The 21,021-nt window shown below is 48.9% G+C and carries 12 protein-coding genes; 8 read left to right on the plus strand and 4 right to left on the minus strand.

All coding sequences use genetic code 11. From position 1 onward, the window contains the following. Positions 1-2 precede the first annotated feature (2 nt). The 4 genes from EV202_RS00420 to EV202_RS00435 all read right to left on the minus strand — a co-directional run bounded on the left by EV202_RS00420 (position 3) and on the right by EV202_RS00435 (position 5,960). A complete protein-coding gene (locus EV202_RS00420) occupies positions 3-527 on the minus strand; it encodes an adenine phosphoribosyltransferase (protein ID WP_164996239.1) in 525 nt (174 codons plus the stop codon). 56 nt (positions 528-583) lie between these two features. Then, positions 584-2,458 (minus strand): tRNA uridine-5-carboxymethylaminomethyl(34) synthesis enzyme MnmG, encoded by a 1,875-nt coding sequence (mnmG, locus tag EV202_RS00425; protein ID WP_106069630.1) that lies wholly within the window; start codon positions 2,456-2,458, stop codon positions 584-586. A gap of 187 nt (positions 2,459-2,645) precedes the next feature. After that, the gene (locus EV202_RS00430) at positions 2,646-3,161 is read right to left on the minus strand and encodes an HU family DNA-binding protein (protein ID WP_106069631.1); all 516 of its coding nucleotides are present in this window, start codon (positions 3,159-3,161) and stop codon (positions 2,646-2,648) included. Between the two features lie 267 nt (positions 3,162-3,428). Next, the gene (locus tag EV202_RS00435; RefSeq protein WP_131924545.1) at positions 3,429-5,960 is read right to left on the minus strand and encodes a glycoside hydrolase family 9 protein; all 2,532 of its coding nucleotides are present in this window, start codon (positions 5,958-5,960) and stop codon (positions 3,429-3,431) included. 162 nt (positions 5,961-6,122) lie between these two features. On the opposite strand from EV202_RS00435, the gene EV202_RS00440 reads away from it, so the two are divergent. The 8 genes from EV202_RS00440 to EV202_RS00475 all read left to right on the plus strand — a co-directional run bounded on the left by EV202_RS00440 (position 6,123) and on the right by EV202_RS00475 (position 20,973). Further along, positions 6,123-6,365, plus strand: coding sequence for a glycoside hydrolase family 9 protein (locus EV202_RS00440; protein WP_234819805.1), 243 nt, complete (start codon positions 6,123-6,125; stop codon positions 6,363-6,365). 481 nt (positions 6,366-6,846) lie between these two features. Next, positions 6,847-7,575 (plus strand): DUF3575 domain-containing protein, encoded by a 729-nt coding sequence (locus tag EV202_RS00445; RefSeq protein ID WP_131924547.1) that lies wholly within the window; start codon positions 6,847-6,849, stop codon positions 7,573-7,575. Continuing rightward, on the plus strand, positions 7,572-8,555 hold the full coding sequence (locus EV202_RS00450) for a DUF5119 domain-containing protein (RefSeq protein ID WP_165899381.1): 984 nt from the start codon (positions 7,572-7,574) through the stop codon (positions 8,553-8,555). Before EV202_RS00445 ends, EV202_RS00450 begins: the two co-directional genes overlap by 4 nt. A 47-nt stretch (positions 8,556-8,602) precedes the next feature. Next, positions 8,603-9,682 carry a fimbrillin family protein gene (locus tag EV202_RS00455; RefSeq protein WP_131924552.1) on the plus strand — a complete coding sequence of 360 codons (1,080 nt, stop codon included), beginning with the start codon at positions 8,603-8,605 and terminating at the stop codon, positions 9,680-9,682. A gap of 272 nt (positions 9,683-9,954) precedes the next feature. Then, entirely contained in the window at positions 9,955-11,772 is a 1,818-nt protein-coding gene (locus tag EV202_RS00460; RefSeq protein ID WP_131924554.1) for a glycoside hydrolase family 2 protein, read from the plus strand. A gap of 83 nt (positions 11,773-11,855) precedes the next feature. Beyond that, positions 11,856-15,809, plus strand: coding sequence for a two-component regulator propeller domain-containing protein (locus tag EV202_RS00465; protein ID WP_131924556.1), 3,954 nt, complete (start codon positions 11,856-11,858; stop codon positions 15,807-15,809). 552 nt (positions 15,810-16,361) lie between these two features. Beyond that, entirely contained in the window at positions 16,362-19,373 is a 3,012-nt protein-coding gene (locus EV202_RS00470; protein WP_131924558.1) for a SusC/RagA family TonB-linked outer membrane protein, read from the plus strand. A 22-nt stretch (positions 19,374-19,395) separates the two neighbouring features. Further along, positions 19,396-20,973, plus strand: a complete 1,578-nt coding sequence (locus EV202_RS00475) for a RagB/SusD family nutrient uptake outer membrane protein (RefSeq protein WP_131924560.1) — start codon at positions 19,396-19,398, stop codon at positions 20,971-20,973. Positions 20,974-21,021: the final 48 nt, after the last annotated feature.

Here is a 21,021-nt window from a genome sequence, read left to right on the forward strand (position 1 = left end):
GTTTATAGTGTCAGCACGGCTTCCACGTCAACATCGTTTCCAAAGACCTCTTTCCCGTGCAGCTCTTTCAGTTCGATGATAAAGTTCACATACACCTTCTGCGGATGCATCTGCTTCACTAACTTGCAGGCAGCCTCCATGGTTCCTCCGGTTGCCAGCAGGTCGTCGTGCAGCAATACCACGTCGTCTTCGCCGATGGCGTCTTTGTGCATCTGCACGGTGTCCTTGCCATACTCCTTGTCGTAGCTTTCTTCGATGGTTTCTGCCGGCAGCTTTCCCGGTTTACGGATGGGCACGAATCCGGCGCCCAATCTGGTGGCAAGTATAGGACCCATGATGAATCCTCGCGACTCGATGCCTACTACTTTCGTTATACCTCTGTCCTTATACATCTCATACAGGATGTCCGAAAGTTCCTGCAAGGTGGCCGGGTCTTTGAATAGTGTGGTCACGTCGTAGAACAGAATTCCCGGTATGGGGAAGTCGGGAATCTCCCGAATGCTCTTGGCAAGTGTTTCTTTGCTCATAATCAGTCTGTTTTATATATTTATTTAATTACTTGTTTCACGTGGAACTTTGTTCCTTATCGCCCGCAAAGTACCAACAGCACATTAATGTCGCTGGGAGATACGCCGGGAATCCTGCTTGCCTGCGCTATCGTCTCCGGATCAATCTTTTCCAGTTTCTGTCTGGCTTCGGTAGAGAGAGATTGGATGGAAGCATAGTCGAACTTTCCTTTTATCTTGATGCTTTCCAGTCTCCCCAATTTGTCCGCAATGATTCGTTCGCGTCCGATGTAGCCTTCGTATTTGATAAGTATTTCGGCCGCTTCTATTATTTCCTCTTTCCTGTCCGATAGTTTATCCAGTTCACGTTTAAAGGAGTTGACGTGTTCGGCAATGTTTTCAATCGTCACTTGCGGGCGGTTTATCAAATCGATCAGTTTGCATCCATGGCGGAGCGAGGTAGTGCCGAGCTGTTCCAGCACCGGGTTGATTAATGCCGGTTTAATCGAATATTCGCGGGTAAAGTTTATGATATGGTTCACGGCTTCACGCTTTTCCGTCAGCAACTTATAGCGGTCTTCCTTGGCAAGTCCCAGTTTCCATGATTTCTCCGTGAGGCGCATGTCGGCATCGTCCATGCGGAGCAGGATGCGATATTCGGCTCGCGAGGTAAACATACGGTAAGGCTCGTCTACTCCTTTTGTCACCAAATCGTCGATTAATACACCGATATATGCTTCGTCTCGTGCCAAGGTGAATGGTTCTCCACCGTGGCAATTGATGTGTGCATTGATGCCGGCAATGATTCCTTGTCCGGCAGCTTCTTCATATCCGGTAGTTCCGTTCACCTGTCCGGCAAAGAACAGGTTCTTTATTTTCTTCGTTTCCAACGAGTGTTTCAGTTGGGTAGGGTCGAAGAAGTCATATTCGATGGCATAGCCTGGGCGATAGATGACCAAGTCTCTGAATGCCGGAATCTTTTTCAGTGCGGCAATCTGTATGTCCATCGGCAGCGATGAAGAGAACCCGTTGAGGTAGAGTTCCTGCGTGGTTTCGCCTTCCGGTTCGAGGAACAGTTGATGCTGCGGTTTGTCGGGGAAGGTTACAATCTTTGTTTCTATGCTGGGGCAATAGCGTGGCCCTATACTCTGTATTTGTCCGTTGAAAAGCGGAGAATCGGACAGACCTTTGCACAATACCCCGTGTGCTTCCTCATTGGTGAAGCAAGTCCAGCAGGAGAGTTGTTTCAGGTGTCGCACGCCGGTGTTCATGAACGAGAACTTGTGGAAGTCGGCTTCGCCCTCCTGTATCTCCATCTCCTCGTAGTGCACGCTTCGCCCGTCTATACGCACCGGTGTGCCCGTCTTCATCCGTCCGTAGGCGATGCCATGTTTTGCGATGGATTCGGTCAATTCGTACGATGCGGGTTCTGCCATGCGTCCGCCCGGCAATATGGTTCGGCCTACGTGCATCAGTCCGTTGAGGAAAGTGCCTGCCGTAAGTACGATGCATTTGGCTCGGAAGGTTACTCCCCACAGAGTGACCAATCCCGTAACTTCTCCGTTTTCAACGAGGATTTCGCGCACGGTGTCCTGCCAGATGTGCAGGTTCGGAATGTTCTCCAATATTTCCCGCCACGCCCAGATGAACTTGTTGCGGTCGCATTGCGCGCGCGGGCTCCACATGGCCGGTCCTTTCGAGCGGTTCAGTATGCGGAACTGGATGGCGGTTCGGTCTGTCACCAGTCCCATGTATCCGCCCAATGCATCCACCTCGCGTACTATCTGCCCTTTGGCAATACCCCCCACGGCCGGATTGCAACTCATCTGTGCGATTTTGTTCATATCCATCGTGATGAGGCATGTCTTCGAGCCTAAGTTGGCGGCTGCGGCTGCGGCCTCGCAACCTGCATGCCCGGCACCTATTACAATAACGTCGTACTTAAATTCCATTCATTCAATGAAGTTAAAAACCGCACAAAGTTACTAAAAAGGCACGGATTTCACGGACTAACGTGATTTTTATAAACAAAATCCATGTTAATCCATGCAATCCGTGCCCGATAGAAAAACATGGAGGCGTTTCTGTGGCGCCTCCATGTGCTATTTTGCAGTGGTTTTGCATCTATGCCGTCGGCCGTTATCCCAAAGGGTTTTCGTTTTGGTCGCCGCTTTCGCCGCCGCTTGTATTCCCATTCTCGGTTTTCGGTTTGGGAGCATCGCTGCCTGTTTCATCCTTGTTGATGCGGTCCACGTCTTTCAGCACGAGACCTTCGGAGCGTGTGGTGCCCGATGTGGTGATGCGTATGTCGCTATTGGCACGAAAGCAGATTCTTAGCGCGGTGATGTCATTGCTGCTGAAGTCTTCGGCCTTGTCCGTTCCTTTGCTTTGGGCGGCAAGGTAGAAGTTTCCCAGTCCGTCGATATTTACGATTCGTCCGGCCAGTAAAGTCTTCTTCAGATAGGTGCGGAAGTCTTTCAGCACGCTGTAAGAGTTACCCTCGCTTACGCCGGACATGGCGCTGATTTCCTTTGCCACTTCTTTCAGCTTTGCCGCGCTGCTATACTTGTAGGTGATGATGGGATATACCCTTTTGGCAGAGTTTTTGTCTGTCGGTTTGCTTAAACGTTCGTGTTTGCGAAATAAAATAGCCATAATGTTTCTGTTTTTAAATAATTAATAAAAAGTTTTGTTTTGTATTCGTGTATTAAGCTTAATCACATTGCAAAGATAAACACAAGTCTAAAACCCGGAAAATATTTTTCCCCCGTTTTTTTCAAGACTTTTTTCAGGTTGGGTTCTTATGGAAGTATAGTCTGCAAATGAACGTTTATACGGTCTGCATGGCAGTTTGCAGTGAAGATGGTGTGCCCTCTTGCCTCTGCACGAGACAGGGGGCACACCATTTTACGCCACGTCTTCTTATTTCAATAGTTGTTGTGCCGCGAGCACCAGAAACATATAGTGGGATGACCCTCCTCCCAGCACATACTCTGTCTGCTGCCAAAGGAACGGGAACGTGAGCAACTCCGGGAAATCGGGACGGATAAGCGCCGTGCCGGAAATGACACCGCCCGGAATGTAGGACCAGTCGGCACGGTTGAGGCCGTAGCCCACCGTGGCCGATTGCGCGCCGACACCCGATGCGAAAGAGACCTGATTGGAGCCCGGATGGCATCCGAGAATAAAGTTAAGGGCATTGAACACCGGTGCTTGCGAAAACAGTTCCGGGTAGGCTGTCGTCAGGAAATAGTGCCGGAAACCGAAGTGTTGTATATCCCAACCTGCTCCCCAGATGTTGGGACGATAAGGAACTCCGTAAGGCGTCTCCCGTACCAGTACGGCCAATTTTTGTTCGTATCCGGCCAAGGCTTTGCGAAATGCGGCAGAGAAGGTTTTGGCTCTTTTGTCTTTCATTTGCGCAAGCTGTTTCTCCACACGTGCCGTGTACCAGCCGGTGTGTTCTATCTGCTTGACGATGAATTCCCGGTTATCCAAGATGAAATCCATATAAGTTTGTTCGCCGGTGGTCAGATATAATTCCACGGCCGCCTGCACTTTGGAGGACAATATCCTGTCGTTTCCGCTTGCGGTGGAGGCGTATATGTTGCGTGCAATGCCAAGGCAATGCACGCTCAACGTATCGTTGAAGCCTTTCAATACGCGCGACACAGCAGCCAGCTGGGCGGCTGTCGACAGTTCCCGCTCCGGATTATCCTCCGTAAATATCCGGCGGTCGTCCTCGTTGCCTGTCTTCCCGTCCGTCATGGCGGCGGCATCGCCCAAAAGCACATATTGGCGCAGGTCGTTGCAGATGATGCCTCTGTACAGGCGTCCCAGCGCCAGATAGCCGTTGACCACACTGAGCGCGCCGTTCTCCACTTGTTGCAGCAGGTCATTCTTTCCGTCGGGCTGGTGAATCTCCGTCACACGGTTTATCTGGTCGATGGAAGTCACGTCAATGTCCGGGCGGAAAGTTTCGTAGGTCAATGCGAGGATGTATGATTCTCCGGCTTGAGACTCGATGCGTAGGTCAAAGTCGCCGGCATCGTGCCAGCCGCCTATGTTCACTCCGGGAACCACTTGTCCCGGCGCGAATTCGGACAACCCCTCTTTCTGGTCGTATCCGTCGATATGGTTGTGGGACTGCGCCATTTGGGCGTCGTCCATGTGGCAGCAGTCGTGCCACACGCGGTATTTCTCGTTGACTCGCATGTGGCACATCTGTACGGGCAGGAAATATTCGAGGACGGGTTGCCACACGCCACGGGCATAAACGTCATTGTCGATGCGGAAGATGGGAGATACGGAAGTATCGTACTTTATCTTATAAAGCCCCGGTTCCTTCACGTCGGTGAAATCTACCTTAAGATAGTTATATCTCAAGAATTTACCCCATTCGGCAGGGTTTACCGTTTTGACGACGCTTTCGCCGTCTGCGTCAATGCGGATGATTTGTGCCGTTTGTCTTTTTTGGTCGCGGATATCCGTTTCGATGACGGCTTCCTTCTCTTGAGCGGGATGATAGCCTATCTGTGAGGTCTGTATAACCGGCCGATACATCCAGTCGTCCACCACGTTCGGGGTGATGATCCATCTGACGGCGCCTTTGGTGACGCCCGGCTTTATGTGGCTGCGCAGTACGAACCACCCGTTGTTGTGGTTCATTCGGCCGTCAAACAGTTGCAGGTCGCCGTTCAATGACTCGATGGTGACTTTGTTGTAGGAATCATCGGGGCGGACGGTGAATTTGCTTCCCGTGGCATAAGGCCGGGCGATGATGTCGTCCGCCACTATCGGGCTGTATCCTTTCCCTATCAGATTGTTTATGTCGGCCAGCGACTGTTTGCCGTCGTGGTAATTTCCCGTATGCAGAAGGTTGGGGCGGGTTGTCATCAGGGGTGAATTGGGCTGTTGCGGAAAGATGCCGCTTTGCTTGTCCATGAGCCACGGTTTGCCGAATAAGGAACCCGGAAAGAACTCAAGGTTGAAGCCTGCTTTCCCGATAAACTCTTCGGGAATGGGACGATCCAAATCTACGGTTACTTCCAGATGCTTTCCTTTCGTTTCCACCTTTACGGTGTATTTCAGGTTGAGGGCGGGATAAATCATGGGGTTGAATCCCGTGAGGTGGCGTGAGGAATCGGGGTAGCATAAGGTAGTGATGATGCTGTTGCCGTCGAGCCGGCGGTCGAGCTGTTTCGGTACGGGCTGCCATTGTCCGGGAGTGGCTTCCAGCCGGATATCTCCGTTGGTGGCTATGCGGTGTCCGTGCATGATGATACATACACCGCCCTGATGCCCTTCGGGATAGATGTCATCGAAAGCCATCACGTCTACTCCCCGGTTTCTGAAATAGCCCGAGGATGTCAGTTCAAAATCTTGCGCATGCAGCTCGCTTTGACCGCAGAACAATGCAAAGACCGATGCGAATAGTAAATCTCTCTTTTTCACAGCATTTGTTTTTTAAAGTTATGTAATACTCCGCTAAAATACGAAATTAGACGGAAAGAGAGGGTGGCGATTTGTAGCCGATAACGTCATGAAATGTATTTTTTCAAAGGCGCAGACTCAAAAGGAGCCGCAATAGGAATCAATTTAGCCTCTTGAAAGGAGATGGAGGGTAAGAGGGGCAAACAGCTTTTTCGTAAATTTGCGGTGTGCAGAATGCCCGTGCCCGGCTTCTTGGTGAGAGGGCCCAATCCCGGCAGGCAAGACGGCGTATCCTATCCTTCAAATCTGCCGGATGAGTCTTATGCGGATGTAGAGGGTTCGTATGCTTCCAATGAGATAGCCATCAACTGGAGTGCCGCTTTGGTGGCTCTGACTTCTTCGCTGGATGCCCTGATGGCAAAATGAGGCTGCCTGTCTTGTTGAAAGCTCCCTATGCTATCGGCAATCGGTATGCCCCTTATTTGTTGATATTTATTTAAATCTCCTTTCCTTTTTCCGTACCCCTCTCAGAACACGTTCTGGCAGGGGTATGCGTTCCTCACCGAGGAAGGCATCGTTCCTCACCGAGGAACACCCTCTTCCTCACCGAGGAACGAGCCTTTCCTCGGTGCCGGAAAAATCATGACTTTTCATTCAATACTTTTTTGTAATCATATTTCGGAAAGAAGAAGCGGAACCGGCCACAGCTTTGCCGAAAGAAGGTGAGTCGCTGAAAATCAACCACTTACGTCCATGATACCTATCTGACCGATAGATGGACGGCTCTAAAAAGCTGATTTTTTGAAAATATCTAATGGAAAGTTGTAGGATGTCGGACTTAGTTGTATATTTGCCGCATAATTAATCACAACTATTTCGTGCCACACAGACAAAGCAGGTTAACTTAATGAAATTGTTCCATTCTGTACTATTATTGACATTTGGAATCTGTAATTGCCTTTATGCCGGGCAAAAAGTGGAAGATGATTTTCTACTGCGACAAGTAGGAAAGGAATCATCCACAGAAGAAAATTACCCCCCCCCATACGATTATATCGCTGATAACCAGCGATTTACTACCCTGATTTTCTCCCATTTCAATCTTGCGCTGAAATCGAACCTGCTTTACGACGCTCTGCTTGTGCCCAATCTGGGGGCAGAACTTTATGTGGGCAAGAACATCTCCATATCTTTTACGTGGATGCACGCATGGTGGAAGACCGACCGCCGGCATTACTACTGGCGCACCTACGGGGGCGAGTTGGAAGTGCGTAAATGGTTCGGAACAAAAGCTGCGCAACGACTCACTGGGCATCATGCCGGCATTTATGCCGGAAGCCTCACTTACGATTTCGAGCTGGGGCGTCGCGGAAACCTGTCCGATCGCTGGACGCGCCACTACGGACTGTCCTACGGCTACTCGTGGCGCATTGCCCCTTACCTCAATCTGGATTGTTCCATCGGCATCGGCTATCTTACCGGCCGCTATAAAGAATACCTTCCCGTGGACGGATGCTACGTGTGGCAAGCCACCAAGAACCGCCATTGGGTGGGGCCTACCAAGGCAGAAGTTACAATTGTGTGGCTCATCATGCAGGATTTGCGTCATCGCAAGGCGAAAGGAGGTGCCCGATGAAAACAGCGACGTCGTATACCGCCTTGGCCTGCATCGTCACGCTGACACTCCTTTTCTTTGCCTCCTGCCGGCACAAAGAACTTTGCTACGGGCATCCCCATGGGCAGACCGTGCGCCTTGTCTTCGACTGGCGGTACATCAACGACGTGCCCGGCGCCATGCGCGTATTCTTCTATCCCGTGAACAACAGCCGCCGCACTGAACCCTATGTGTTCGATGTCTCTGCCCTGACCCGTGCCGAAGGTTCCGAAATCTTTCTCGAAGAAGGAACCTACCAAGTGGTGAGTTTCAACATAGATACCGAATACATTCTCTATAGAAAAGAAAATTCTCATTTGGAATTTGAAGCTTATACCCAAGGGCGCACGCTTACCCTCAACTCCTCGCAAGGGGGAAAGACGTCGACCAAAACGCTGCCGTTGGTGGGTACGCCCGACTGGATGTGCCGTGCATCGCTTGATGAGGTGCATATAGGCAGTGTACAGGGCGAAAGTCCGAAGCAGATAGTGCTCACTCCCCGTTCTGCCGTGTCGAAGTTCACCTGCGAGGTGCGCGGCATAAAGAATCCGGGTCGTGTGAAGGGTGTCATAGGCACGCTTTCCGGCGTGGCAGGCTCGCTTTTCATGGGCACGGGGACGTTTCCCGCCGCTCCCTCCACCGTCTACTTCGATGGCGAGATGGAAGGTGGAGTGGTCAGAGGGAATTTCCTCGTCTTCGGGCTTCATCCCCAAGCCGTAAAACCCGAAGATAAGGTGCTGACGCTCTACTTCCGCACCGATGCAGGCATAAGTGCCTTTTCATTCAACGTGGGCGATCGCATTGAGATAGAAGAAGACGACGGGCACTATGTCATCAAGGCGAACGTCGTCATCGAGGGCGATATAGAGTTGCCGTCGCCTATCGTGTCCGATGAAGACGGACTGGTGGTGGATGCCGAGGAATGGGATGCCGTGTACATTGATATTGATATTAATATATGATATTGTTTTTTTATAAAAATGTTTTACAAACTTAAAAGAAGGAAAGTATGAAAAAAATGTATTATTTTGCCGCTGCGGCGCTATTGCTGATGGCGAGCTGCTCCAAAGAGGAAATTCTGGAGCAAAGTAAAGAAGCGAAGATAGCGTTTAATGTGCTATCGGACAATGCTGTAACCCGTGCTACACCGATTACTTCGGCTAATTTGACTTCTGCGGATTTCAAGGTATGGGCTTTTACCGGTACTACAAAGTATATGAGGGGGGGTCAGATTAAGCATAACGGTACTAAGTGGGATTATGCAAGTTCGTCGGATGTTTATTATTGGCCTTCGTCGGCTCTGAATATTTATGCCGTTAGTCCGGCTGTGCATACCAATCTCACTCCGGGGTTTGGAACCAGTTCTGCTTTAAATTTTACTTATACGGCGTCGGAGACTAATACGGAGCAGGCAGACGTGATGTATGCCTCCAAACTGAATTTTTCTAAGCCTGGTGATGCTACGGTGCCTCTGAAGTTCAAGCATGCGTTGTCTCAAATTGTTTTTAAAGGAAAAGCGGCTTCTGCCATGACTGTAAGAATAAAGAGCATTAAAGTGCATAATCTCAAGAAGAGCGGTACATTTACTTTTCCTGCAACCGAAACAGCCGATGGTTCCGCTCAGGGAAGTTGGGCACTTACCGGAACTGCTGATGCAGACTACGTTGTCGGCACGGTTAGTAATCCTCCTCTGAATGAGGCCACTATTAATGGCGCTACACTGACTGACCTTACCAAATCTGACGGGGTTTTACTGGTTTTACCTCAAACAGCAACGAAATGGACAACTACTGAGGGAGCTGCTGTTCCCATTACTACGGCAGATACAAACAACCAATGCTATCTTGAGATAGAATTGAAGCTAATTGTAAACGGTGTTTTCTTGATAGGCGAAACTGGTTATGGCAAGGTGTATGTCCCGTTTGGAGGTACGGCTTGGGAAGCGGGTAAGAAATATATCTATACGCTCAACTTCGGTGGCGGCTATAAAGCAGATGGTACCGTGATGTTGACACCGATGAAGTTCGAGCCTACGGTTGAAGAATGGGGTGATTCTCCGGCTGATATTGTATTGCCGCCAGCTCCTTGATATGAGGAACAGGTTGCCAATGGTTTGGCTATAATCAGACGTAAGTATCATTTTCATCCCTCTGCCTTAGTAAAGTCCTCTTTGCTAAGGCAGAGGGATTCTTTGTTCCCGTTATTGATTGTTTCTATAATGTCTTCTTATACCCGAACAAAGATATGCCGGGTTGTGTGCGAAAATCCTCGATAATGCTATTTATTGGTTCGGAATTTCCATTCTTTTCTTCTGCACCTGCCTATCTTTGTCAATGCGAAAAACCATAAAACAATCATACCATGAGAAAAATACTCCTCTTATCGTCCTTTCTGGCAATGTTTGCAACCGGAAGCCGAGCACAATGGAAACCGGCAGGCGATAAAATCAAAACCGAATGGGCATTGCAGATAAACCCTGCCAATGTATTGCCGGAATATCCGCGCCCCATTATGGAACGAAAAGACTGGAAAAACCTGAACGGGTTATGGAGCTATGCCATCATTGATAAGGGCGGACGTATGCCGGCGGCATTCGACGGAGAGATACTTGTGCCGTTTGCCGTAGAGTCGTCCTTGTCCGGTGTGGGAAAAAGGATAGACGAAAACCGGGAGCTGGTTTACCAGCGGAGTTTTTCCATCCCTTCCGGCTGGAAAGGCAGGCGGGTGCTGCTGCATTTCGGAGCAGTAGACTGGAAAGCCGATGTATGGGTGAACGATATCAAGGTAGGCAGCCATACGGGAGGGTTCACTCCTTTCTCTTTCGACATCACTGCCGCCTTGTCTGCCAAAGGCGATAACCGTCTGCTGGTGAAGGTGTGGGACCCGACCGATAACGGCCCCCAGCCGCGCGGTAAACAGGTGAACAATCCGCATGGCATCTGGTACACTCCCGTAAGCGGTATCTGGCAGACGGTATGGATGGAGCCGGTTGCCGAGAAGCACATCGCGAACCTCCGCATTACACCCGATATAGACCGTGGCCTGTTGACGGTAAAGGCTGAATTAAGCATGAATACCTCTTCAGACATGGTGGAAGTGAGTGTTTATGACGGCAACCGACTGGTGGCTGCCGGCAAAAGCATCCATACCGAGGCGGTGGAAGTGGCTATGCCCGATGACGTCAAGCTGTGGAACCCTGACTCTCCATTCCTTTACACGCTGAAGGTGACGCTGAAAAACGGCGACAAGGTGGTGGACGAGGTGAGCAGCTATGCCGCCATGCGCAAATACTCCACCCGCCGCGACGCCGACGGAATCGTGCGTCTGGAGCTGAACAACGAACCCTTGTTTCAGTTCGGCCCTTTGGATCAGGGATGGTGGCCCGACGGACTCTATACGGCTCCCACGGATGAAGCTTTGCTGTATGACATCCGTAAGACGAAAGATTTCGGTTTCAATATGATTCGCAAACACATCAAAGTGGAGCCGGCGCGTTGGTATACGCATTGCGACAGGCTTGGAATCATTGTATGGCAGGATATGCCAAGCGGCGACCGTAATCCGCAGTGGCAGAACCGCAGCTATTTCGACGGAACGGAACTGAAACGCACTGCCCAATCCGAGGCTTGCTATCGCAAGGAATGGAAAGAAATAATGGATTATCTCTATTCCTATCCGTGCATCGGCACATGGGTGCCCTTTAACGAGGCTTGGGGACAGTTCAAAACAGCCGAAATAGCCCAATGGACCAAACAATATGACCCCACCCGTCTTGTCAATCCGGCGAGCGGAGGCAACTATTATGCCTGTGGCGATATGCTCGACCTCCACAATTATCCGCATCCCGAAATGTATCTGTATGACGCCGGCCGTGCCACGGTATTGGGCGAATACGGCGGCATCGGCCTCGTGCTGAAAGACCATCTTTGGGAACCGAACCGTAATTGGGGATATATTCAGTTCAACTCTTCCAAAGAAGTGACGGATGAATACGCAAAGTATGCCGACATGCTGTACCAACTCATCGACAGGGGCTTTTCGGCGGCGGTGTATACACAGACCACCGATGTGGAAATAGAAGTGAACGGCCTGATGACCTACGACCGTAAAGTAATCAAGCTGGACGAGAAACGGTTGAAAGAGATAAATGCACGCATTTGCGGCACATTGAAAAAATAATCGGGCAATTATTTTCTGATGATGAGTGATGGGTGTAAATTGCCGGTCACTCATCATTGTCATTTATATTAAAGCGCAGCGTTATGAAACGAATGATTATAAAAATTCTTCTGGGGTTTTGTTCACTGGTCGCACTGTCTGCTCACGCAGAAAAGGCCGTTCACTACTATTTCAGGACGATGGATATCCGCAACGGTCTTTCGCAGAACACGGTCTACCAAATTCTTCAGGATAAGAGGGGCTTTATGTGGTTCGGAACCAAGGACGGGCTGAACCGTTATGACGGCCTTTCTTTCCGGGTATACAAGAAAGAGAACTCCGGTTTGGGCAAGAATTTCATAACTGCGCTTTATGAAGACCGACAAGGCAATATCTGGATTGGAACCGACGGAGGAGTATTCATCTACGACCCTGTGCTCGACTCGTTTGCAGCCTTCAAAGAGATGAGCGACAAGAGAAGTGTTATCGACGATTTTGTCACCATGATTGGAAGTGATGAATACGACAATATCTGGATATCGGTAGAAAATCAAGGGCTTTTCTGCTACCGGCAGCACGAAAAGAAACTGCTGAACCATCTGTACGATTCGGGCTTGGCCAACGTCACACGTTTCTGGCTCAACGGAAATACCTGCTGGGTGGCTTTGTATGCAGACAATCTCTATCATACGAAAGATAACTTCAAAACACCCATGCAACCGTTCAAAGATGCAGATGGAAACGAAATCTTCAAAAATGACATTATAAACTGGCAGGTCAACGGCCCGCACAACTGCATCTATGTCGCTTCGCTCAATGGACTGACCGAGGTAAACCTCACTACCGGCAAGGCGCGCAGGTTGCTCAATACCTATGTGCGAGCCTTGCAGTTTCGGTCAGACAATGAGCTGTGGGTAGGCGCGGAAACCGGATTATACATATACAATCTGGCAAATAATAAGTTGACCCATCTGACTGTCCCCGACCAAGATGACTCGTATGCCCTATCGGACAATGCTATTTATTCACTCTGTTGCGACAGAGAAAACGGCATGTGGATAGGCTCTTATTTTGGAGGTGTGAATTATTGTCCCTATCAATGGACCTATTTCGAGAAGTTCTACCCGCGAGACGACCTCAGACATTTCGGACGCCGTGTGCGCGAAATATGCGAGGGCAACGACGGCCGTTTGTGGATAGGTACTGAAGACAAAGGCTTGTTTAACTTCAATCCGGAGACCGGAAAGATAGAACGCTTTGAGCATCCTGCCATCTATCAAAACATACATGGTCTTTGTCCGGATGGGGATGAGTTGTGGGTAGGCACTTTCTCTGGCGGTTTGAACCGGGTAAATCTGCATACCCGGCAAGTGAGGCATTATGCTAAGGGAGAGAGCGAGAACTCGATGCCTGCCAACGATGCCTTTACCATTTGTAAAACCACCACGGGCGATGTATGGATTGGCACCACATCCGGGCTGTTGAAATACAACCGTTCCACCGACGACTTTACGCGCATTCCCCAGCTAAGGAATATGTTCACCTACCATATTCTGGAAGACTTCAACGGCAATCTGTGGTTTGCCACTTTTTCCAACGGGGTGTTCTGTTACAATGTCAGCAGCCGGCAGTGGAAGAACTATCTGCCCGATGCGAAAAAACCATCTTCTCTGCCCTACAATAAAGTCATCAGCATTTATGAAGACAGCAAGAAGCGGCTATGGTTCATGACATTGGGCGAGGGCTTTTGCCGTTATAACCCGAAAACAGACGACTTTACACGTTATGACATGTCGAAAGGCTTTCCGAGCAATACCATTTACAAGATGATTGAAGACAAGCGCGGGAACCTATGGATAACCGGCAATAACGGGCTGGTCTGCTTTAACCCCGACACGGACAGCAAGCGCATTTATACCACGGCCAACGGGCTGTTGAGCAACCAGTTTAACTTCCAATCCGGATACTGTGATAAGAAAGGGCGCATTTATCTGGGAAGCATCAACGGATTCATCGTGTTCGACCCGGAAACCTTCGTCGAGAACACGTTTCTGCCCCCGGTGGTCATTACGGATTTCTTTCTGTTCAACAAGCGGCTGTCGGTAGGCAGTCCGGACTCTCCTTTGAAGAAAAGTATCACCTGTGCGGATGAGATGCAGCTGGATGCTGATCAGAACTCCTTCTCCTTTCAAGTGGCTGCCCTGAGTTATCAGGCACCCGAAATGAATCGTTTGGAATATAAACTGGAAGGATTCGACCGTGAATGGTACACTGTAGGGCGTAACTCCATCATCAACTACTCGAACCTCCCTTACGGGAGTTATACCCTGCGTATAAAAGGTTCCAACAGCGACGGCAAATGGAACGAGGCCGAGCGCAGGCTTGCCATTCACATCCGTCCTCCTTTCTATTTATCAGTCTGGGCATATGTCATCTATACCGTGTTGATTTTATCTTCCTTGATTGGTATCGTTTTTTATTTCAGAAGGCGAACCATGCAGAAGCACCGTCGAGCCATGGATAAATTCGAAAGGGAGAAAGAGCGAGAACTCTATGCAGCCAAAATAGACTTCTTCACCAATGTGGCTCACGAAATACGTACACCGCTTACGCTGATAAAGAGCCCATTGGAAAACGTACTTGCCTCGCACGCCGTTTCGGAAGATATCAGAGATGATTTGGAAACGATGGAGCTAAACACCAACCGTTTGCTCGATTTAGTAAATCAGTTACTCGACTTCCGAAAAACGGAAACACAAGGCTTCCAATTGAATTTTGTAGAATGTGATGTATCGGAGCTTTTGCAAAAAACCTACAAACGCTTTATTCCTTTGGCACGTGCAAAAGGACTGGAACTGAACATAGAGGTTCCTGAAAGCTTGTATGCCTCGGTAGACCGCGAGGGGCTTATCAAAATCATCAGTAATCTGCTTACCAACGCGATAAAGTATTCAGAAACCTATATACGTATCAGTTTGCGCACGGAAAACGAAAGGTTATTGCTTTCGGTATGCAACGATGGCCCTATCGTTCCTGCCGAGATGCGTGAGGAAATCTTCAAACCGTTTATCCAATACAAGACAGGGGCGTTGCGTACCGTAACCGGCACAGGCATAGGGCTGGCATTGGCCCGTTCGTTGGCCGAACTTCATGAGGGCGGTTTGTGGATGGAGCAAACAACGGAAAACAACTCTTTCTTATTGTCACTTCCGCTTCGGCATGAACAAACGGTGGTTATGGAACACAAAGAAGGAGTAAAAGCCGAAGAGCTTCCGGAAGACAACGACACGAGATTCGTCGCCAATCAGCATCGCTACACCCTTTTGATAGTGGAAGACAGTCCGGAGATGCAGGCATTTGTCGCCAAACAATTGTCGTCGGACTACCGCGTATTGACGGCCATGAATGGAGTGGAGGCTTTGAAAGTGCTGCAAGAGCACACCGTACATCTGGTTGTTACGGACATTATGATGCCCGAAATGGACGGGTTGGAGTTGTGCGACCGTTTGAAGTCCGAACTGGATTATAGTCATATCCCTATCATCCTCCTGACGGCCAAGACCACCCTGCAAGCCAAGATAGAGGGAATGAAACTCGGCGCGGATGTATATATAGAGAAGCCCTTCTCTGTGGAATACCTGAAGGTCTGCGTGGCCAATTTGCTGAATAATCGCGAAAAGCTGCGAGCATCTTTTGTCAACTCTCCTTTTGTGCAGACCGGCAGTATGGCAATGACAAAGGCGGACGAGGCCTTCCTGAAGACATTGAAGGAAGTGGTTGTGGCCAATATGCAAAATCCGGATTTCTGTCTGGACGACATGGCCGGGCTGCTGAACATGAGCCGTTCGAGCCTGAACCGCAAGATAAAAGGCATCTTGGATATGACCCCGAACGACTATATACGCTTGGAACGGCTGAAGAAGGCCGCACAGCTCTTGAAAGAAGAAGAATGCCGAATCAATGAAGTCTGCTATATGACCGGTTTCAATACACCTTCTTATTTTACCAAATGTTTTCAGAAACAATTCGGAATTTTGCCTAAAGATTTTGTGAAATGAACAGCGAGTTCGGTATAGGCAGTTGCTTTTGCTAAAGACGAGGGGCTGCATCCTGTGTGGGAAAGATATTTCTTGAATGCACCGGTTTACAACGAGATTAGGCAAAAGAGAAAAGAGCCTTTCAGACCAACCGCCCTCCTCCTGTTTTGACAGCTACAATCCTTTGCCGTGACAGACACTTGTGTTTAAGCCGACAGACACCAGTGTTTGAGCCGTCAGACACCTGTGTTTGAGCCGTCAGACACAAGCCTCTGACAAGACGGACACAAATACCTGATAACCAATGAGATTTAACTTGAAAACACAAGAATCTCCGGGTGAGGTTATCGACCCTGTTTCTTATCCCGAATTCAGGTAAATGATAAAATGGAATCACTAAAATAGAACAATTCCGCCAAAAGCCTTCAGGGTAACCTCCCGGAGGCTTTTTTGGTTTTATAATTGTATTGTTTGAAGCGATATTTGCATTCGGTTTGTCTTGATGCGGATATATTTGCAATAAGAAAGCGGATCTTGATTTCCGTACAGTTTGAAAATCTAATTCTATAAAAAATGATCAAGAAAATCTTATTCTTATTCTTCGTTTTGTTTGCAGCTACCGCTTATTCACAAGATGTGACTATAACGGGAACGGTGACGGATGCAAATAAAGAACCCTTGACGGGTGTGAATGTAGTGGTGAAAGGAACTACTACGGGTGCTATTACCGACATCGACGGTAATTTCTCTGTAAGCGGAAAGAGAGGGAGTACGCTTGTCTTCTCTTATATCGGTATGATTAGTCAGGAGGTGGTCTACAAAGGAACTGCGCTGCATGTGGTGATGCAAGATGATGCGAAGGCTTTGGAAGAAGTCGTTGTCATCGGCTATCAGACAGTTAAGAAGTCCGACCTGACCGGGGCCGTGGCTGTGGTAGACACCAAAGAAATGAAAAAAAGCGCTGCCGGAACGCTTGTCAGCCAGATGCAAGGCTTGGCCACCGGTGTGAACGTGCGTAGCAGCGGACGGGCAGGAGAGGATGCTTCCATTCAGATTCGCGGTGTAGGGTCTTTAAGCAATAACTCCCCGCTGTGGGTTGTCGACGGAATGATTACCGATCCGGGCGTTGATTTCAACCCGGCAGATGCAGAATCCATCCAGATATTGAAAGATGCTTCTGCGGCGGCCATCTATGGTTCTCGTGCAGCCAACGGTGTAATCATCGTTACTACCAAGAAAGGTGCAAAAGGCCCCATGAAGGTGAATGTCAGTGTAAAGGAAACGTTGGAATGGAGTCCGAAGTACGACCTGATGAATGCGGCGGAATACATCAAATATAATGATATTGCCTACAATGAAGCCATTAAGGATGGCATTGCCACCGTAAACAGCACCCAGAAGCACTCGCCGTATGATACCAACTGGCAGGACGAAGTACTGAAGACGGCTTTGGTGCAGGACTACAACGTATCTCTCTCCGGTGGAGGCGATTCCGGCAACTATTTCCTCTCCGCCGGATATTACAAAAACAATGGTGTGTCTTATGGAAATACGTTCGACCGTTACAGCTTCCGCGTAAACACGCAAGGCAAAAAGGGTTGGTTCTCTTTCGGTGAAAACATGGCTTATTCACTGACGAACACAGACCCGAACCAGACAAATACATACAATGACTTTTTGCGTATGATGCCTACCATTCCTATCTATGATGAGAATAATCCGGGAGGGTATGGTTACGGCGACGCTTCCAAATACAATACGTTCGGTGTGAACCCGATTGCGCGTGAGGATTTGGAATACCGCCATTATCGTCAGAATCGCTTGAATGGTTCTGTATGGTTGGAGTTCAAACCTTTCAATTTCCTTTCTTATAAATTCAACGGCGGTGTCGACCTCTATTTCTATGAGAATTCATGGTTCCGCGGTGAGGGTAACTGGACTCAGAACCAAGAGCATCGCGATCCGGAAAGCCAGAAAGCTCGTGATAATACTTACAACATGCTGATAGAGCACACGTTGAACTTCAACAAAGACTTTGGCAAACATCATGTGGACGCTGTGGTGGGTACAACCTATCAACACCATGAATGGGAAGGGCTTTGGGCTTCGCGTCTGAACTTCCCGATGCTTGGCAACAATGGTTATCTCACCGTATTGAATGCCGGACAAAGTAACCAACAGAATTCTAATGCCATCAGCAAGAATGCGATGATTTCTTATCTGGGACGTGCGAACTATATCTACGACGACAGATACTATTTGACTGCCACTTTCCGTCGCGACGGCACTTCCCGTTTGGCGAAGGAAAACCGTTGGGGCAACTTCCCATCTTTCTCTGGTGCTTGGAGAATATCGAAAGAAGACTTCTTTGACGTATCATGGATTAATGACTTGAAGATTAGAGGAAACTGGGGACGGCTGGGTAATGCCTCCATCGGCGATTGGGACTATATCGGAACCATCAATCAAAGTATCGTGACCGTGTTTGGCGGAACCATTGTTCCCGGTTCCACTCAAGTGAAACTAGTGAATACCGGCCTTGTGTGGGAAACAAAAGAAACAGTGAATATTGGTTTTGATGCCAGCTTCCTGAACCAGCGGCTGACTGTCAGCGCGGAATATTATAACTCCAAGACCAGCGACGTATTGGCCGAGACTCCGATAGCCATTTCCACCGGTAATCAAGGTGGCTCACCGTGGAAGAATGCAGCCAGCTTGCGCAACAAAGGTTTTGAAATAACGTTGGGCTGGAAAGATCAGGTGTCGGACCTCAAATACAGTGCTTTGCTGAATGTAACAACGATGAGCAACGAGGTGTTGAGCCTCGGACGTGACGATACTGAAAGGGACTTTATCGACTCTGGTCAGGCAAGAACGAAACCGGGCAGGTCGTTGGCCGAGTTCTATCTGAGAAAAACGGACGGAATTTTCAAGACACAAGAAGAAATCGATCGTTATGTAACCTCGAAAGGGACTCCTATTATCATCGAAGGAAAGCGTCCGAAGTTGGGCGATGTGAGATACCTCGACTTGAACGATGATGGCGAAATCACCGATGCCGACCGCGATTATTGCGGCAGCCCGTGGGCCAAGATGCAAATGTCGTTGGTGTTCAATGCCGAGTGGAAGAATTTCGACTTCAGCATGATGTGGAACGGCCAGTTCGGTAATAAGATATACAATGTTCCCCGTTGGCAAGGACGTCTGTTTGCCGACAACTCCAATTATATCCGTTTCAAGAAAGGCGAAGAGCCCTATCAGGTGAATCCCGACTCCGATACGCCGCGTATCATATATGGCGACTTCCGCAACTCCCGCGATGCCGACCGCTTCTTGGAGAACGGTTCTTATTTCCGTATGAAGAACATTTCTGTGGGATATAACTTCAAGCAGAAGTGGCTGACGAATCTGGGCGTTGAGAAACTTCGTCTGTTTGCCACCGGAAGCAACCTGATTACAATCACCGGTTATTCAGGCTTGGATCCGGACTTTAAGGGGGCGAATCCTGTTTGGAACAGTGGTACGGATGGCTTTGCTTACCCCAACACTCGTTCGGTAATGTTTGGATTAGATTTGACCTTTTAACTTTTAAATCATTTTAGAAATTATGAAAAAGATATATTACGGATTGATGCTGGCCGGTGCAATGACGTTCTGCACCGGATGCAACTCTGATTTACTGGATATCGATAATCCGAACGAAGTTACTAACGTCACTTATTGGAACAAGCCGGAGGATGCTACAGCCGGTGTAAATGCTTGTTACAGCTTTCTTTATAAGGAAGGGACATGGATGCGTTGGCTCTCGTTCCGTTACGATTTGACTTCTGATGAAGGGTGGAGCTCTTCTCCGTGGATTGAGTTGGGCGACTGGACTCGCTTCCTCTATAACAACTATAATTTTTATGAAGGGAATACCATCCATTGGGAACATTTCTATGTGGGCATTTTCCGTTGCAACCAAGTGTTGACCTATGTTCCTAAAATAGAGATGGACGAGACGACGAAAAACCGGGTATTGGCACAAGCCTCGTTCCTGAGGGCTTTGTGGTATTTCCAAGTCAATCTGTTGTGGGACAAAGGCACCATGCCTCTTGAGCCAAAGGATGCCACCTACATCCCGGAAGACGCTTCCGAACAGGAGATATGGGACCAGATAGAAAAAGATTTGACTTTTGCCATGCAATATTTGCCCGAATCTTGGGATGCGGCCAATCTGGGGCGTGCCACCAAGGGGGCTGCGAAAGCCCTGCTGGGCAAAGCCTATATGCAGCAACACAAATATGACAAGGCAAAAGAACAGTTGCAATGGCTGATTGACAAGGAAGGTTCTTTGTATGGTCTTATCGATAATCGCGAAGATAACTTTACCGATTTGGACGAGAACAACAAGGAAGGCATCTTTGAAATTCAGTTCGATGACAAGAACAAAGGTGGTACGGGCAATGACGCCAGCATGGCGTTCGGCTTTCAGCGTACCCAATTCTATGCTCCCGGCGGTATCGGTTGGGGCGACGGAAAGGCTCGTCGTTGGCTGGTAGACGAGTTCTTGAAAGAGAAGCGTGCTGATGGGCAGAACGACTTGCGCTTGTATAGCAGCATTCTTTATCGAGGATTCTCGCATGACTTCCCCGATTTTTCTAAGAAATATTACAAGTTTGAGAATGCGGATTGGAACGACGGATGGGGAACGGACCCGGAGGATTGTTATATCCGCAAGTATAACACTTTCTATTATCGTGGCGCGGAAGATTATTTTGCACGCAACAACTACCGCATCATGCGCTATGCCGATATCCTGATGAATTATGCAGAATGCTTGGTCGAGACAGGGAGCAGCGCAGCAGATGCCGCCGCTTATGTAGATAAGGTCAGAGAGCGTGCAGGATTGGTTAAACTGCAAAACAGCCAATGGAAAGACTGCTTGAATTCAAAGGATGCCTTTATCAAACGTCTTCAGACAGAGCGTTCATTGGAGCTTTGTTTCGAGGGATGGCGTTGGGCCGATTTGAAGCGTTGGGGATTGCTCGATTCTCAGGCAGGTATCGATGAGCTGAAAGCTCGTGACAAGGATTTCAACAACTTTATCATTGGCAAGCACAGACGTTTGCCCATTCCGAGAGACGAGGTGATGAACAGCACGGTGGATGGTGTGATGCACCTGAATCAGAATCCGGGTTATTGATAATTCAAGGAAGGCTGTGTCTGGAAATTCCTGCTCATTCAGAGATTT

The sequence above is a fragment of the Prevotella heparinolytica genome (assembly GCF_004342845.1).
GTDB classification, from domain to species: Bacteria; Bacteroidota; Bacteroidia; order Bacteroidales; family Bacteroidaceae; genus Bacteroides; species Bacteroides heparinolyticus.

What these genes read in the sequence shown, in the direction of transcription:
- EV202_RS00470 (WP_131924558.1), top strand. Translation starts at nt 16,362, where the DNA reads ATGATCAAGAAAATCTTATTCTTATTCTTCGTTTTGTTTGCAGCTACC.
- EV202_RS00440 (WP_234819805.1), top strand. Translation starts at nt 6,123, where the DNA reads ATGGAGGGTAAGAGGGGCAAACAGCTTTTTCGTAAATTTGCGGTGTGC.
- EV202_RS00445 (WP_131924547.1), top strand. Translation starts at nt 6,847, where the DNA reads ATGAAATTGTTCCATTCTGTACTATTATTGACATTTGGAATCTGTAAT.
- EV202_RS00475 (WP_131924560.1), top strand. Translation starts at nt 19,396, where the DNA reads ATGAAAAAGATATATTACGGATTGATGCTGGCCGGTGCAATGACGTTC.
- EV202_RS00455 (WP_131924552.1), top strand. Translation starts at nt 8,603, where the DNA reads ATGAAAAAAATGTATTATTTTGCCGCTGCGGCGCTATTGCTGATGGCG.
- EV202_RS00430 (WP_106069631.1), bottom strand. Translation starts at nt 3,161, where the DNA reads ATGGCTATTTTATTTCGCAAACACGAACGTTTAAGCAAACCGACAGAC.
- mnmG (WP_106069630.1), bottom strand. Translation starts at nt 2,458, where the DNA reads ATGGAATTTAAGTACGACGTTATTGTAATAGGTGCCGGGCATGCAGGT.
- EV202_RS00420 (WP_164996239.1), bottom strand. Translation starts at nt 527, where the DNA reads ATGAGCAAAGAAACACTTGCCAAGAGCATTCGGGAGATTCCCGACTTC.
- EV202_RS00450 (WP_165899381.1), top strand. Translation starts at nt 7,572, where the DNA reads ATGAAAACAGCGACGTCGTATACCGCCTTGGCCTGCATCGTCACGCTG.
- EV202_RS00460 (WP_131924554.1), top strand. Translation starts at nt 9,955, where the DNA reads ATGAGAAAAATACTCCTCTTATCGTCCTTTCTGGCAATGTTTGCAACC.
- EV202_RS00465 (WP_131924556.1), top strand. Translation starts at nt 11,856, where the DNA reads ATGAAACGAATGATTATAAAAATTCTTCTGGGGTTTTGTTCACTGGTC.